18 protein-coding genes, 1 tRNA gene and 1 other RNA gene are annotated in these 15,768 nt (G+C 45.0%); 15 read left to right on the top strand and 5 right to left on the bottom strand.

Translation table 11 applies throughout. The annotated features are described in order from the left end of the window. Positions 1-72: 72 nt before the first annotated feature. A tRNA-Arg gene (locus tag NIES208_RS14265) sits at positions 73-146 on the bottom strand. Positions 147-206: 60 nt separating this feature from the next. Between NIES208_RS14265 and moaC the strand changes: the two genes are divergently transcribed. From moaC to ssrA, 11 genes are all read left to right on the top strand, one after another. Further along, entirely contained in the window at positions 207-716 is a 510-nt protein-coding gene (moaC, locus tag NIES208_RS14260; RefSeq protein WP_075893655.1) for a cyclic pyranopterin monophosphate synthase MoaC, read from the top strand. A gap of 38 nt (positions 717-754) precedes the next feature. Next, positions 755-1,000, top strand: coding sequence for a hypothetical protein (locus NIES208_RS14255; RefSeq protein ID WP_075893654.1), 246 nt, complete (start codon positions 755-757; stop codon positions 998-1,000). Between the two features lies 1 nt (position 1,001). After that, positions 1,002-1,301, top strand: coding sequence for a DUF3181 family protein (locus NIES208_RS14250; RefSeq protein ID WP_075893653.1), 300 nt, complete (start codon positions 1,002-1,004; stop codon positions 1,299-1,301). Positions 1,302-1,310: 9 nt separating this feature from the next. Next, positions 1,311-1,766 (top strand): tRNA (adenosine(37)-N6)-threonylcarbamoyltransferase complex ATPase subunit type 1 TsaE, encoded by a 456-nt coding sequence (tsaE, locus tag NIES208_RS14245; protein WP_075893652.1) that lies wholly within the window; start codon positions 1,311-1,313, stop codon positions 1,764-1,766. A gap of 30 nt (positions 1,767-1,796) precedes the next feature. Further along, positions 1,797-2,606, top strand: a complete 810-nt coding sequence (locus NIES208_RS14240) for an LmeA family phospholipid-binding protein (RefSeq protein ID WP_075893651.1) — start codon at positions 1,797-1,799, stop codon at positions 2,604-2,606. 37 nt (positions 2,607-2,643) lie between these two features. Further along, positions 2,644-3,072, top strand: a complete 429-nt coding sequence (locus NIES208_RS14235) for a GNAT family N-acetyltransferase (protein WP_075893650.1) — start codon at positions 2,644-2,646, stop codon at positions 3,070-3,072. Between the two features lie 166 nt (positions 3,073-3,238). Then, positions 3,239-4,420, top strand: a complete 1,182-nt coding sequence (locus NIES208_RS14230) for an ABC transporter ATP-binding protein (protein WP_075893649.1) — start codon at positions 3,239-3,241, stop codon at positions 4,418-4,420. A gap of 8 nt (positions 4,421-4,428) precedes the next feature. Next, a complete protein-coding gene (locus tag NIES208_RS14225) occupies positions 4,429-5,589 on the top strand; it encodes an ABC transporter substrate-binding protein (protein ID WP_216349413.1) in 1,161 nt (386 codons plus the stop codon). A 5-nt stretch (positions 5,590-5,594) separates the two neighbouring features. Further along, a complete protein-coding gene (locus NIES208_RS14220) occupies positions 5,595-6,479 on the top strand; it encodes an ABC transporter permease (RefSeq protein ID WP_075893648.1) in 885 nt (294 codons plus the stop codon). Positions 6,480-6,717: 238 nt separating this feature from the next. Further along, on the top strand, positions 6,718-8,040 hold the full coding sequence (locus tag NIES208_RS14215) for a DUF2252 domain-containing protein (RefSeq protein WP_075893647.1): 1,323 nt from the start codon (positions 6,718-6,720) through the stop codon (positions 8,038-8,040). A 43-nt stretch (positions 8,041-8,083) separates the two neighbouring features. After that, positions 8,084-8,480: a transfer-messenger RNA gene (ssrA, locus tag NIES208_RS14210) on the top strand. A gap of 519 nt (positions 8,481-8,999) precedes the next feature. Here the strand turns inward: ssrA and NIES208_RS14205 are convergent. The 3 genes from NIES208_RS14205 to NIES208_RS14195 form a co-directional block, all read right to left on the bottom strand. Next, on the bottom strand, positions 9,000-9,335 hold the full coding sequence (locus NIES208_RS14205) for a DUF760 domain-containing protein (protein ID WP_075893646.1): 336 nt from the start codon (positions 9,333-9,335) through the stop codon (positions 9,000-9,002). Positions 9,336-9,494: 159 nt separating this feature from the next. Beyond that, entirely contained in the window at positions 9,495-10,451 is a 957-nt protein-coding gene (locus NIES208_RS14200; protein ID WP_075893645.1) for an RNA polymerase sigma factor, RpoD/SigA family, read from the bottom strand. Between the two features lie 290 nt (positions 10,452-10,741). Continuing rightward, complete coding sequence (locus NIES208_RS14195) at positions 10,742-11,464, bottom strand: TerC family protein (protein ID WP_075893644.1); 723 nt, start codon at positions 11,462-11,464, stop codon at positions 10,742-10,744. 241 nt (positions 11,465-11,705) lie between these two features. Between NIES208_RS14195 and psaM the strand changes: the two genes are divergently transcribed. Beyond that, complete coding sequence (psaM, locus tag NIES208_RS14190) at positions 11,706-11,801, top strand: photosystem I reaction center subunit XII (RefSeq protein WP_075893643.1); 96 nt, start codon at positions 11,706-11,708, stop codon at positions 11,799-11,801. Positions 11,802-11,950: 149 nt separating this feature from the next. Here psaM and NIES208_RS14185 read toward each other — a convergent pair whose 3' ends face one another. Beyond that, positions 11,951-12,685: a 2-phosphosulfolactate phosphatase family protein gene (locus NIES208_RS14185; protein ID WP_075893642.1), complete on the bottom strand. Its 735-nt coding sequence runs from the start codon at positions 12,683-12,685 to the stop codon at positions 11,951-11,953. Positions 12,686-12,942: 257 nt separating this feature from the next. Between NIES208_RS14185 and NIES208_RS14180 the strand changes: the two genes are divergently transcribed. The 3 genes from NIES208_RS14180 (at position 12,943) to NIES208_RS18700 (ending at position 15,034) form a co-directional block, all read left to right on the top strand. Further along, positions 12,943-13,326, top strand: coding sequence for a hypothetical protein (locus NIES208_RS14180; protein WP_139325074.1), 384 nt, complete (start codon positions 12,943-12,945; stop codon positions 13,324-13,326). Positions 13,327-13,377: 51 nt separating this feature from the next. After that, a complete protein-coding gene (locus tag NIES208_RS14175) occupies positions 13,378-14,763 on the top strand; it encodes a serine/threonine protein kinase (RefSeq protein WP_075893640.1) in 1,386 nt (461 codons plus the stop codon). Between the two features lie 64 nt (positions 14,764-14,827). Then, positions 14,828-15,034, top strand: coding sequence for a hypothetical protein (locus NIES208_RS18700; RefSeq protein ID WP_139325073.1), 207 nt, complete (start codon positions 14,828-14,830; stop codon positions 15,032-15,034). Positions 15,035-15,768: the final 734 nt, after the last annotated feature.

The raw sequence follows: 15,768 nt of genomic DNA, 5'->3' as shown, positions 1-15,768 counted from the left end.
ATTCAATGCCAATTTCTTACCAAAAAGAAACCCCCCTAGACTAATCTAGAAGGGTTTCTACTATCTTCGCTACGAGCCTGGAGAGATTCGAACTCCCGACCTGCTGATCCGTAGTCAGCCGCTCTAATCCGCTGAGCTACAAGCCCTCGCCGAAGAAATGTGTTGTTTCATCAACAGTTATCTAATCTAACAGAGATTTTTTATTTATGCAAGATTTTTCCAAAAAAAAAGTTCAGACTGTTTTATCTCACCTCAATGAAGCTGGTGAAGCTCAGATGGTGGATGTTTCTGAAAAAAAAGTCACGAAACGGGAGGCGATCGCCACAGGTCGGGTGTTCATGAGTAAAGCTTGTTTTACCGCGATCCAAGCAGGTGATGCTCCCAAGGGAGATGTCTTAGGGACAGCGCGCATTGCCGGGATTATGGCCGCCAAACAAACCTCAAATCTAATTCCCATGTGTCATCCCTTACCCATCAAAAAAGTGAATGTGACCTTTACGCCTGACACCACGGCGATCGGCTATCTCATTGAGGCTAGCGTCACCACAAAATCAGAAACAGGAGTGGAAATGGAAGCTCTCACCGCAGTATCCGTCGCAGCTCTGACCCTATATGACATGGCCAAAGCCCTAGATAAAGAAATGACGATTACAGACATCCGGCTATTGAAAAAAACAGGCGGCAAATCCGGAGACTACATCCGAAAATCTTTATAATAGTCATCGGTTCATTTTCATCGAGAAATACTTTAACTATGCCCCGCAGTTGGCCCCGCAAACCTGACCGCCAGACAGACGCTGAATTCCGTCGTGCCGAAGACATGATGAATTTCATTGTTCATGTGATGGTATTCCTCGCGATTAATTCCGGCATTTGGTTTTTCCACAATATCTACCGCTCAGACTCCACCTGGGATATATGGTTTACAGGGGTTTGGTTTGGTATTGTCCTATTACACCTCGTCTACATTAGAGTTATTGCAAATTACTCGGAGACCTAATATGGCTAGTACCGCCGACATCGAAAAACTCGCAGCTGAAATTGGGGAAAATGTTTACATTGATGTTGCAGGCTGGCATTTGTATTTATCAGATGCTCGTTTACACACCAGCATTGCCGAAAAAGTGATGTCACTCATTGAAGATCGCGCCGTTAAGGAAGCGGCTGTTATGGATGTGGTCAAGGGCATTCAAGTACCTTTAGGTGGCAAACAAACCTTTGTTGCATTAACTCAACTCATTCCCCCAGCCGTGCAACAGGATTTGGTAAAACTGCTCGAAGATTATCAAGCGAACTATTAACAGCAAGGTATGACGAAATCTTTTCTGCTCCCAGATACGGCGGCAACTTTGGATTTTGGCAAACGGCTAGGGGAATGCCTACAACCCTATGCTGTGCTGTTGCTTAAAGGTGATCTTGGGGTAGGAAAAACCACATTAACCCAGGGTATTGGTACGGGGCTCGGCATCACTGAGGCGATCGCCAGTCCGACATTTACGCTGGTGAATGAATATCATGCGGGACGAATCCCGTTGTATCACTTAGATTTGTATCGCCTAGAGCCAGAGCAGGTGGATAGTATTTACCCAGAAACCTATTGGGAAGGCGTAGAAAGTGAACCGGGCATCACCGTAATCGAGTGGTCGGAGCGCCTACCATTTCTGCCCGAAAGCTATTTTGAGATTATCCTAAGTCATACCGACGATGATCAACGGCAGGCAATAATCACTGCAACAAATGCAGATCTCGCCGGACTTTTTCAGTAGAGTTAAAGAACTTATCTGTAGGGCGTTTCCGTGGAATTTTTAACTGTTTTATTATCAGGTTTACTCGCAGCAGGTGCGCCCATTGGCTTAATCGTTGAGGAAATTACAGGCACACGGCTCAGTCAACGTCTTGAGGCAGCAGAAACCTTTGAGGTGCGAGTGGATAATGTGCCCGCCCACAAAATTGCCAAAGGCGAGATTGACCGCATTCGCATTGCTAGTCGTGGCATCGAAATTGTTGAAGGATTTCGGCTAGAGGTTTTAGAGCTAGAAACAGCGCCACTCAATGTTGATCTTCAAAGATTACGTCAGAGGCAGTTTGATGCAGAAACATTTAAAGAGCCTGTACAAGCTGGATTACGCTTAGTTTTGACAGAGACAGACCTCAATGAATCGCTGCGATCGCCGCGAGTGCGCCAAGTATTACAACCGCTGATTAATCGTCTGTTAATTCGTCCCGGTTCACCGAAGCCACCCCAATACTCATTGGATGAAGCGATCATTGATTTTGTCGGTGACAATCGCTTTGAATTTCGCGGCAAAATTTCCCAGATAGATCCCCAAACAGGTGAACTCGAAAATTCTGAATTAACTCTTTCATATACTCTGGAGCTAACATCAGGTAGTGAAATCCAGTGGACAGAAGGGGCAGGCACAATTAACAGTCAGCCTTTGCCATCGCCCGCCATTATGGGGTTTTCTCAGGGCATTAGTGGTCGTCTGAATTTAACGAGATTTGACGAACGGGGAGTAACGGCACGCTTTTTTGCGCTCAATCTCAACGACACTGAACTTGAAACAGCGCTCTTTTTACAATTTATGCCAAGACAATCTGAGTAGTTGATGGGAATGGGAATAGGAGACATAAACTAAAAAGATGAACATCGACGTAACCCTACGTAACTATCAAGACGAAGACTTTCCAGCACTGCAACAGTTACTAATTGACACTCAAATTTTTTACGAGCCATTAGATAAACAAGTGATATTTCAACGAAAAATCAACCATGATGCGGAATCAATTATCGTTGCAGAACAAGACCGTCACATTATTGGCACAATTTTTTTCGTTTATGACCCATGGAATTCTTTCATTTTTCGCCTAGGCGTTCATCCTGATCACCAAGGACAAGGCCTCGCGAATAGGCTGATGGATGAGGCAGAAAAACGCCTGAGAAATCGAGGTATGCCACGCCCTACATTATTTGTTGAGGAAGATAAGGAGGAGGTTTTGACGTTTTACAAAAAGCGCGGCTGGGAAGTGCTCTATAAAGTTTTTTGTTTAGAAAAAGATCTACAACAATAGTCACACTAAATTTATTTTGATGCTTTTGATTCTATGGTTGGGCGATCGCCTGCGAGACTCACAAATCCTAAAACAATCGTCGAATCTATAACAGTTTCTAACGAGTCCATATAGAATGTAGCCAAGGATAAACAGACATTTTTCCCGCTGCACTTTGAGCCTACCTATGTCCTCTACCTTTACGAAAAAGCCGAAGCCAACCGACGTAGATGCGCCCACCCTCGATGTGGAACTGCGTCAGGTTTTTAAAATTTTCAATGGTGAAACCGCCGTTTGTGGCGTAAACCTCGATATTCGTAAAGGAGAATTTTTTAGTATTCTTGGGCCTTCTGGTTGCGGCAAAACCACAACGCTGCGCCTCATTGCCGGATTTGAACAGCCTTCTGCGGGGGATGTACTGATCCAAAAGCAAAACATGAATGATGTGCCGCCCTATCGTCGTCCTGTAAATACCGTCTTTCAAAGTTATGCTCTGTTTAATCACCTCACTGTCGCGGAAAATGTGGCGTTCGGTCTGAAAATTCAAAAGCTGCCAAAAACAGAGGTGCGCGATCGCGTCCAAGAAGCTTTAGTGCGGGTGCAGATGGAAGGCTACGCCAATCGTTTTCCGAATCAACTTTCTGGTGGTCAACAACAACGGGTCGCCTTGGCAAGGGCTTTAGTAAATAAGCCTGCGGTGATGCTCCTTGATGAACCACTTGGGGCCTTGGACTTGAAGCTACGTAAGGAAATGCAGGTGGAATTGTCGCGGTTGCACCAAGATCTCGGTCTGACTTTTGTGATGGTGACCCACGACCAAGAAGAGGCTCTCTCCATGAGCGATCGCATTGCGGTGATGTCCCACGGCAAGATTGAGCAGATTGGCACACCCCACGAAATTTATGAACGTCCGGCAACGCCTTTTATTGCTGACTTTATTGGTGATACAAATCTAATCAATGGCAAAGTCTATAACACCGAAGGAACCGTCCAAAATATTGTCACGAGTAAGGGTTTAAAAATTACAGTTGATTTACCGGAGCATCAGCCCAATGTGATGGTTGCCAATACCCACAGCAACTACAGTGCTAAGAAGCAACGCCCGGAAATCCCCTCTGGTGAGGTGGTTGTGAGTATTCGCCCTGAAAAAATCAAAGTGAGTTTGGAAGCTCCCGAAAGAGCTGCTAACTGTTATCAAGGTCAACTGGAACACACCATGTTTATGGGAACCCATGTGCTCTACGTCGTGCGGCTAGAAAGCGGCGATCGCCTGCGCATTAAACAACCCAATACCTCTGCTAGCATTAATCACGGCACACCTGTTTACACCTATTGGTCAACGGCAGATTGTTTAGCGCTAAACGCCTAAACTCTCCTATGATTGAAGGCAATTATGACCACGATAACCGTCTACTAATGAGAGAGCAGGGCACACAATTTCACGGTGTACAGCTTAATCGCCGCAAATTTCTGAAGGGATCGGCTGCGGCGCTATCGGGCTTTGCGTTGTCTAGTTGTGGTTGGCGGCTAGCGGATGTCAAACCTACTGCCCGAAGGACTTCCACTGATACGCTCTATATCTACACTTGGGCAGGCTACACCGATAATAAGCTTTTAAAACAGTTTGAGGCGGAAACGGGCATCAGGGCGATCGCCGATGTGTTTGATTCCAACGAAGCGATGTTGGCTCGGATCCAAGCGCAGGGTGGCGGTGATTACAGCATTATTTATCCGTCAGATTACATCGTCCAAGAGATGATTGATCTGGAGCTTTTACAGAAGCTAGATCACTCACAGATTAATGGTTTAGAGAATTTATTTGAGACCTTTGCTGACCCCGGCTATGACCCCGGCAATGCCTACAGTATTCCCATTAGTTGGGGCACGACAGGGCTAATTTATAACAAGAGTGCCCTCGACTCACCGCCGACCGATTGGGATTATCTCTGGGAAAATGCCGATCAGCTTACACGCCGGATGACCCTCCTCAATGATGTCCGGGAAGTGATGGGCGCATCGTTAAAATCTTTAGGTTATTCGTACAATACAACAGAAGAATCGAAGGTCAGAGAGGCCTACGAAAAATTAGTGGAGCTCCGTCCGGCGATCGCCTCCTTTAACTCCGACGCATGGCGCACCCAGATTTTGAGTGGCGATTTGTTAGTGGCGATGTGCTATTCCTCCGATGCCAACGAGATTACCGAGGAAGATGACAACTTTGCCTACATCGTGCCAGAAAGCGGGTCGTCAGTTTGGGCAGATACCCTTGTGATCCCCAGAACTGCACCGAATGTCGCTGGAGCCTACGCCTGGATGAGCTTTATGATGCGCGCTCAGGTTTCCGCAGAAATTACCCAGCGCCTTAGTTTTGCCACACCAAATCGTCCCGGTTATGAGCTGCTTCCTAAAGATGTCCGCACCAATCCCAATTTATTCCCTTCCTCCGAAACCATTGATCGATGCGAAGGCTTAAAACCTCTCGGTGAAGAGGTGGGTGAAATCTATGACCGATATTGGACGAAACTCACCAGTGGTTAATTTCTATGGCAGAAGAACTAGACAACATGGCTCAGAAAAAATTCCGCGATAAATTACCTTGGACTGGCATTTTCACGTTGCTTGGCCCCTCTGGTATTTGGTTATTGCTACTGTTGGTATTTCCGACATTAGTGATTTTTGAGTTGAGTCTTGTGCCAAATATCCGCCCCGGTGACCTCGTTAATCCCAGCGGCATCGATAACTATCTCCGTATTTTTGAGGGTGGGAATCTCCGGGTCGTGGGGCGATCGCTCTTTTTTGCCTTTGGAACGACTATTACCTGTTTATTGATGGGCTTTCCCGTGGCGTACTGGATTGGTCAAATGGCTCCAAAACGTTGGCGTACATTGCTGCTGCTCGGATTTATTTTGCCGTTGTGGACATCGTCGTTGTTGCGTTCCTATGCTTGGATTACCATTCTCAGTCCGACGGGTGTTTTGAATACAGTGCTTAGTTTTACAGGGATTTCGTTAAATCTACTCAATACGAATACGGCGGTCTTTATTGGGATGGCCTACAGTTATCTGCCTTACATGGTTTTGATTTTGTACGCTTCCGTCGAAAAACTCGATAAACAACTCCTCGAAGCCTCTGCGGATCTTGGGGCAAAACCCAGCGAAACTTTCTGGCGGGTGACCATTCCCCAAACGATGCCGGGTATTCTGGCGGGATCACTTTTAGTTTTTATTAGTGGCCTAGGGGATTTTGTGGATCCTGAATTACTGGGTGGTGCGTCGAGTATGACCATGTCTCGCCTAATTTATAATCAATTCCTTGGTCTATCCCGTAACTGGGGCTTTGGTTCTGCGCTCAGTATGACCCTAATTTTCGCAGTTAGTATTTCCATTGCTTTACTTCTCAAATACGGCGATCGCGACGTAGCGGCTTAAGAAGTGGCGGCTTAAGAAATGGTGTAAATGTAGGGTGTGTGGAGACGGCAAAAAGACAACTAAAAAATCTACAAATTTGTTGTCCGTCGTAACGCACCACGGCAGATATTGAAACAACAAATTGGATTTGATTGATTTTTCATGGGTAGCACAACTTATTGAAACCCCTTCCGCCCTTCGGACACCTTCCCTAAGGAAGAACAATTGAGACAAATGATTTGTTGAGGAAAGAATTTGTATGGCATCTCATTTCAATTTTGAGCCAACCGCACGGGATGAAGAGGTTTTGGCGGAGCTGGAGCAGTGGAATCAAAAGACATCAGATGTTAACCGCAATATCAAATATGCCAAAATGATTTGTGATACCTTTAGCTTTTTTCGTGGGACAAATCATTTATTTTGGCGAGATTTTGCTAACCATCCGGCTTTAGAACCATTCAGTAATACTCAAACGCAAGTGTGGATACAAGGTGATCTTCACGTTGACAATTTTGGTAGCTTTCATAATGATGAAGGCAAGATTGTCTATGATCTGAATGACTTTGATGAAGCGGTAATTTCGAACTATCAATATGATCTATGGCGCATGGCTATTAGCCTAGTTTTGGTAGCAAAACAGCAGAAGTTTAAAGGGAAAGAACAAGAGGCGTTTATTGCAAGATTTTGTAAGGGATATCTGGAGGCGATCGCCCTTTATGCCAAAGACCCCAATGCTATTCGAGTGGAATTTACTGCCAAAAATACCTACGGTAAGCTAGATGATTTCCTGAAAGATGTGGAAGAAAACGAAAGCCGTGAAAAAATGCTCGAAAAGTGGACAAAGGTAAAAAAAGGCGATCGCTACTACGACCTCAGCCTCGATAAACTCGAAAAAATTGACCATGAGACCTATCAAAAAATTGTGGATTTGATGCCAGAATACGGTAATACTCTCACAGGTGAGCTGGCCTACGACCCCAAATATTTTCACGTCAAAGATATCGCTAAACGTCTGCTAGCAGGCACTGGTTCCCTTGGTACAGACCGCTACTATGTCGTAATTGAAGGAGATAAAGATCACCATGATTACGATTGCATTCTGGATTTAAAAGCCCAAGGCAAACCCACCCCTTATTTTTATCTCGGCGAGGATTTTCAGAAAGCCTACGACGCAGAATTTAATAACGATGCAGAACGCCATGCGATCGCCTACAAAGCCCTCATTCGCAACACCGACGACCACCTTGGTTGGCTCGAACTAAACGCTCAATCCTACTCCATCCGAGAGCGATCGCCCTACAAAGAAGCCTTTCCTTTAGATGAACTAAACAAAGCAAAACGCTTTGAAAAAATGGCAGAACAATGGGGCAAAATCCTGGCCACCTGCCATAGCCGTGCCGCCGAAGCAATGACGACCCAAACCGCAAAAGTCTTCGCCGAAAATGTCGCTAAACGAGCCGCAGACCAAGCCGATAACTTTATCGCACAAGTTCAAAAAATCGCCAAAACCTACGCAGCCCAAGTAAAACTCGATTACGAAGCCTTTAAAGCCGCAAATCCAAACCTTAAGTGCTTAGAATAATCAAGCCCAAAAATTGCATGCTATACTGGTAAATCCAACACATGGGGCCGCAACGGTTTCGACAGGTTGGCGAAAGCTTCCACTGTGATGCAAGTCGAGAGTGAATCTCCTCTCGTAAATCAAAGATTCAAACAAATAGTAACTGCGAACAACATCGTTCCTTTCGCTCGCAAGGCTGCAGCTGTAGCCTAATAAGAACAACCTTAACTTAGGTTCGAGCATTCATAATTCGACTCCGTTAAGGATTATGACTTTACCCCCAACGGATGCTCTCTAGGAATACATCTGGTTTGCACTAGAGTCAAGACTAGACCAGAGATTCTTGGCGACTCGGAATAAGCAGTCGTTCCCGTTCTGAGGATTAGAAGGACTAAACTTGTGAATGAGCTAGGGGTGAATACCCAGTTTGGACAGCAGTTCGACTCTGCTCGGCTCCACTACTAAAAAAATAGTTACTATCAAAAAACCCTTGATCAATCTTGTTGATCAAGGGTTTTTCACGGTTTGCAAAATTTAAATTTTTCTAAATCACGTGAGTTTTGCTTAAGCATGGTCGGAAGTACGACGCGGTGAATGGGAGAGCGAGAGATCGGGAGATATTTCTATGCAAACAATCCTACTAGCTTTCAAAAAATGCAAATTTTCGTTGCTTCCCCGTGTCTCTCCCTCTCCGTGTCTCCTTTTCTCTAAAGAATTTTGGCTACATTCTTATCCATAACTGACGTTAAATATTATATGTAGCCAAGGCCATCACAGTTAAAACATCTGATAGGCCTTAAAGCTTTGTTCTGTAAGGGTTTAACTAACATGCTAAAACTCTGCTAATCTCACCAACGACGACTATAAATTTCATTTGTGGTTATGGCAGAAAAAGTAGGCGATCGCCGCACCTAGCTAGACCTTATCGAACCCTTATCGAACAAACAAACAAATAAATGATGAAGAAAAAAGCGCCTTACCTAGAGACTCTCTTCAGGCGAAGCCAGCATCTTTTCAATTTCATGTCTTTGCTCAGCATTCCGCAGAAAATATCCACTCATAATCGCAGAGCCAAGCAAACGACCTAAATTTTCGCGGGTCATCGTGACCGAAACATTAATACCTTCCCCAGACAAAGCACCAAGCAAGCCAATAATTTGACGCTCCATCACTTGCTGCACTTCACCAGATTGAGGCTGGGACATCTGAGCGACCATTTCCGGGTTTAAAGACTGCACATACTGCCACAAGTCATCCTTTACTTCCGCTTGTGTATTATCTAGAAAATCATAAAAACGTTGGGCTTCATTGTTCACCAGTCTTACCTCCTGATGGTCGATCAGCAATCTTTGTAATTACTGAATTTTGATAACGTAGAACTTTCATTAATGACAATGTAACAAGCTTTTACATCACAAAGGGGGTGCGTAACCGAACCCCCTAAGTCGCATTTTTACGGTGATTTTTCTCGGAACCTAGCTCGCCAAGTATTCTGTCACTTCAGATTTACGCTTACGCAACTTCGAGAGAGCCTCGCGTTCAATTTGACGTACACGCTCACGGCTAATACTCAAATGTTCGCCAATTTTTGCAAGGGTGTGGGGCTGACCATTGTTTAAACCAAAGCGCAAGGTTAGCACCTCTTGCTGTTGGTCAGTCAATTCCCCGATCATACGGTGTAGATCCCGCTTGAGGGCAGCACTGGTGGCATAGTCATCAGGCGTTGTGCCGTGGTCTTCTAGCAGCTCGATGAGTTCGGTATCGTTGTTATCACCGACTTTCAAGTCAAGGGATAAAGGCTGACGCGATTTTTCGAGATAATCACGTACTTGCTTGGCGGTTAAACCCAATTCTTCTGCTAGCTCAGGAATTGTCGCAGCACGACCTTTCTTTTGAGCCAGTTGACGCTGGGCTTTTTTGATTTTATTGAGCTTCTCAGTGATGTGAATGGGCAGGCGAATTGTACGGCTCTTTTCGGCGATCGCCCGGGTAATGGCCTGACGAATCCACCAGTAGGCATAGGTCGAAAAACGATAACCCTTCGTTGGGTCAAACTTCTCAACACCACGCTGCATACCGATGGTTCCTTCTTGGATCAAATCCAAAAGATCCATATTGCGCTTAATATATTTTTTAGCAACAGAAACCACCAGACGTAGATTTGCCTCTACCATCTTCTGCTTAGCCTGAGCACCGAGACGGAGACGCTTTTTCAGCTCCTTTTGAGTAATCTTTGCTTCGTTTGCCCATTCTTTCAATGTTGGCTCAGACTCTTTGTGTTCAGCCAACTCTTCCTTGAGCTTTTCAAGGGTCACCATCTGCTGGACACGACGGGAATATACGACTTCTTCTTCGTGGGTAAGCAATGGCACACGACCAATCTCTTTCAGGTAAGTACGAACTGGATCTGAGGAATGCTTGGCAGTTTTCATAGGTCAACTCGTCTGTATAGAGAAATCAAAAAAAGACAATGGCAATCCTTCCCTGCACTAAATCGCTCAGAGCAAAAGGAGGATGAGTTGTCCACAATAAGCAAGGAATGCAGCTGAGGTGGCAACGCGGCGCACTGCATGCAAGTGTCTAACTTAGAGTTTTTATTATTTATGAACTTATATTAGCAAAATATTAGAGCTCTGTTAAGTTTTTTTAAACAAAGTAAATTTTCTCAGAAAAAAAGTGCGTCAAAGGGCGAAATCTGTCTTAAGTCCTTAAGGGTCAATGACTACGCTTCTAAGCTTTGTTCTGTTTTCTGTTCCTCTGGCGCGACAAAGTCGGGGTTACGCTTAGAAAATCCCCACACAAACATGCCCAAAATGAGAGAAATCAGAAGCCATTCTGGGACGATGAGACTGGGATAAACTGCCTTTAGTAATAGTCGAACACCAACAAAGCCCACTGTGACGAAGCCTGCGTCTTCGAGGTGGGTAAATTCATCAAGCCAGCGAATAAAGAGTCCGGCAAGAAAGCGTAATGTGATCACGCCAATGGTGCCGCCAATGACGATGAGCCAGATGTCTTCGGCAACGGCGATCGCCGTTGTGACACTATCGAGGGAAAAGGCCAAGTCGGTTACGGCAATCATTGGTATTGCTTGCCAGAGGGACGAGAATTCAAGGTTTCGTTCGTGTCCTTGGTCGTCTTCACTGGAGGTAAAATATCGAAAGACTAGCCATAGTAAATAAACGGCACCTAGCAGTTCAACTTGCCAAAAATTAATCACCCAAGTCGCTGTAAAAATGAGTGTGATGCGGAGGATATAGGCCGCGATCAAACCAATGTTTAAGGCTCGTTTTTGTTGCTCAGCGGTCTTTAGTCCTTGGGCGATCGCCGCCAGAGCAATGGCATTATCCGCAGACAAAACAGCTTCTAGGGCAACAAGAATCACTAATAGTAAAGAGGTTTCTAAGCTGAAATGAAACTGGGAATGGAGGAGTTGATCGAACATAGGAACACAGATAGATAAATCGCGGTAGGTAACAACGAAACAAAAGCAGCCGGCAAATACTAACAATTGTAAACAAACCTTAGAATAATTGGCGGCTAGAACCCATCAGGTCATCATATCGATCAAAGCATTGATAATACTGTCGTATGTTGCGTCTTGTTACAAAACCTTGGGCTAAATCGCGATAATGCCGCAAATTAAGGAATAAATTCTTTATTTATCTATTTTGGAGTTTTTAATAATGGGAATTTCTGATACCCAAGTCTTTGTTGCTCTTGTGATTGCCCTCGTTCCTGGTATCTTGGCTTTCCGCCTCTCCACAGAGCTTTACAAGTAGACTGCTGCTCATTGGAAACATAGAAAAATACGTAAAAATATATCTTTTACGCGTTAATGATTTAGGGTTCCATGACGGAACCCCTTTTTTTGGGCATTATGCTGCCTGCATATCGCTGTTGTCTTAAGCTAGTAATCGGGTTTGAGAGCCTAAGCTTCGCCGTTATATTTCACTAAAACGCCGGGTGATTGTTGGATGGGAAGCACATTGAGGCTATTGCTCTGGGCGCAGTAAATAATATCTTTTTCTTTATCGAGACCTAGTAGGCGCTGGCCGTGACTCGCGAGTTTTAGTAAGTCAACGAGGTTATTTTCCCATTGTCGATATAGGGCGATCGCTCCTAATACTTCGTCGTTACCTAAATCGGCTGGTTCTTCTCCCCACAACGCGGCGGCGATCGCCCCCGCACAGACCGTATCTTCAAGAGCATAATCACCCTGCCAACCCGAACCCACAAACCAAACCGTTTCAGGTTGTTTTGCTTTCAGGTAATCAATGACAGACGCAACATTAATTTGAGCTGCAGTCAGAACTGTTTTTGCCTGTTCTACACGTTTGAGTGCCCTTGTACCGTTAGTAGTAGTGAGAAATAGGCGTTTCCCTTCGACAACATCCGGTGTGCAATCTAAAGGTGAATTCCCCACATCAAAGCCTTCAACCTGTTGACCGCCCCGTTCTCCAGCTCTTAAACGCTGTGCCTCAGGCCAAGCATCACTGGCTTGGAAAAGCAGATCAACATCAGCAAAAGCTTGTACAGCCTCAGCCCCAGCATGGAGCGCCGTCGCAATGGTCGTCGTGGCTCGCAAAACATCAATAACAACGGCACAATCGGGTAGTTGCTCGGCAGGAGCTGCTTCAGGGGTGTGGTAAACAAAAAGCTTCACGCGCTATATCCAAACGAAGAGTCCTGAATAGAGTAGCAAATAACTATATACGTGATACAGATCACTTTTTCTTGTGATCCCTTGGCTTTGTTTTTGCACGCGATGCGCTAAATTCTGAACAGTTAGCAGGGTTGTACTTATCTCCTAAAAATTTAAGGTAATGCCTAGGGTCGCTAACGATTTACTTCATCAGACATCTGCGGCAAATCAACAACGTATGGACTGCCCTCCCAATGCTCTGGGGCTTTTAGCATCTCATGTTTCGAAGAACTCCACCGTCGAGTCGTCAATCAAGCATTAATACTACCCAGATGGGGCGATCGCCAACGGGTTTAGGATTTGACAAAAATCCCACGGATCATAGTTTTCCCATTGATCTCATTCGGTTTAGCATTCGGGCGGAAAAACGTAAGAAAAACAAATATCATACTCCCCAAGCCAGCTATAGTCCTCAGCATGCCGCACCGCTCATTAGCATCAATCACCGTGATGTCACTACCTTAGACGAGCTGTTTTTGCGGGACGACATTGCAGAAATTGCCAATGATATCAATATTGTTCTCCAGAAATTTTTACCTGCCCCTTGCTGGGAAGATGATCCCTTCGAAGTTGTAAAGATTTTGATGGAGACTAAAAATTGACCGAAACGAATTGTCTACCATGCTCCTAGGGCAAAATTTGTAGATTCAAAGATGGAATCAGGGCTAGTTTTACATGAGCGCTATCAGTTAGTCACTCAAATGGGTCGCAATGCTGGGCGACAAACTTGGTTGGCAAGGGATCTCAACTCGCCTCAGCAGGAGTCGGTCACGATTAAGCTCCTCACTTTTGGTGGTGATGTGGAGTGGCAAGATCTGAAATTGTTTGAGCGGGAAGCTCAGACTTTAAAGCAGCTCGACCATGAGTTTATTCCTCAATACCGAGATTATTTTTCTATTGACGATCGCCATCTATGGTTTGGGCTGGTGCAGGAATATATTCCGGGACATTCTTTGAAGGAGCTTTTAGAACAAGGTCGCAAATTTACTCAGTCGGAAATCGAGGCGATCGCCCATCAAATCCTAGAGATTTTGCACTATCTTCACCACCTTAAGCCGCAAATTTTACACCGCGACATTAAGCCTAGCAATCTCATTCAAGGGGAAGATGAGCATATTTATCTCGTTGATTTTGGCGCGGTTCAAGATAAAGCGGTTGCGGAAGGCTCCACATTTACAGTCATTGGCACCTACGGTTACTGTCCCCTAGAGCAATTTGGCGGTAAAGCCTGTGCTGCGTCGGATCTTTATGCCCTCGGCGCAACGCTAATTCATTTACTTACGGGTGTGACTCCCGCTGACTTGCCCACAGCAAATCTCCGTTTAAACTTTCGGCCATTTGTTACGGGCGATGCCCATTTTTTAAATTGGCTAGAAAAGCTTGTCGAACCAGCGTTAGAAAATCGCCTTAGCTCGGTGGATGAAGCTTTAAATTATCTAGAGCAACCACCGCTGCCGAGGAGGATGACTCGTCAAGGGAAATTACGCATTCATAAGCCATGGCAAAGTCCGATAGTACTCAAGGCCTTCGGCGATCGCCTCGAAATCTCCATCCCACGCCGCCGTTTTCGCACGTTTACGGACTATCTACATGGGCTTCATCTTGCGGCCTATGGCACAATCCTCATTTTTCTTCTGTTGGTCAGCCCTCAAACCCTTTGGTACGGTTTTATTTGGTTAGGATTATGGGGCATTTTGGTTTGGCGATCGCTGACCCATTTATTTCGCGAAACTCAAATATTATTTAACCGGACAACATTTAGCATCACAAAAAATCTATGGGGCTTTAAATATTTCTCATCCAAGGGCATCACTGGGAAAATCCAAGACATTTCCCTCGCCCATCAGTCCTCGTCAGCATGGAGCCTAGATAACTACAAACCCCGCACTATCCTCATGACCTGCGAAGCACTCCTTAGCGACAAGCGCTACGAACGCCGTCTGTTTGGCGAGGGGTTAGACGAGGATGAGTTGATTTGGCTCGCCCAAGAAATTCGTCGGTGGTTATTTGACTACGAACCCGGCGATCGGCAAAACTAACCAACATCAATCCGAAAGAGAGAGACCGACAAACACAATAAGGCCAATCAAAACGCAGAGGTCATTGACACCCTCTCCCAGCCACCCTAGGCGGTATGCAGAGAAGATTATTCCCCGAGTCACCCCAAAGATTTCCTATTTCACTGCCCATTGGCTAGACACCATTACCAATGCCCCGCTACCTCGACTCCACAGGCATTTTCTATTTCCCGTTGCCCACGGACGGGATACTAATCACTTGAGCCGCCGCCATATTACAGGGCTTAACTAAACCGCAGCTGGCTCTAGCTTGAATTCCCATATCATATTAAGCATGTCTACATAATAATAAATGTAGAAAAAAGGACACACAACAGCTCTAGTCCTCAAACCAATACTTTAGTATAGTCATTCTAAATAATTTCTAAAGAGTCTCTCCTATCCTTCCTTAGAGAAGATAGCCAAAGGCCACAAGGAGTTTCAGCAGACTACACCACTCACGCTAATTTCCCCCCAGACTCTAGCGAAAAAAAAGCATTTTAATTCTTATTCGAAACTACCATATCCAACAAAATATAATAATCTCCAATAAATTTTCGAGGTCATTTATCTCCTTCCTTAGGAAAACGTTTCATCAGCGGCAAAAATGCCGATCAGTTACGCAATTCACCGAGAACCCACCTCTAATCTCTCCCATGGCCAAAACTAGCAAAATGAGTATAAAGAAAGACCTTGGAGTTCACAAGTCGAGGATTTTGCAAAAGGTTTTGTTTACCTCACTAGAATTTCACAAATCCCCGGTTTTTTAGTCCTAAACTTATTGACTTTGATGATGACTTTGATAATAAGAAACAGAACTGTCTCAACACTACTAAATCAAAAGACAAAGACCATGCACAGCCTGTGGCTTGAGCATTTCTAGAATTTTTAATTGATGATGTTTTTTTCTACGGTGATTCTGTTAGCTAACTAACGTCAGTTATGGATAAGAATGTAGCCAAAATTCTTTAGAGAAAAGGAGACACG

The sequence above is a fragment of the [Limnothrix rosea] IAM M-220 genome, assembly GCF_001904615.1.
Taxonomy (GTDB): Bacteria; Cyanobacteriota; Cyanobacteriia; order Cyanobacteriales; family MRBY01; genus MRBY01.
The sequence above is the reverse complement of the archived record's forward strand: the minus strand, read 5'-3'. Positions and strand labels throughout refer to the sequence as shown.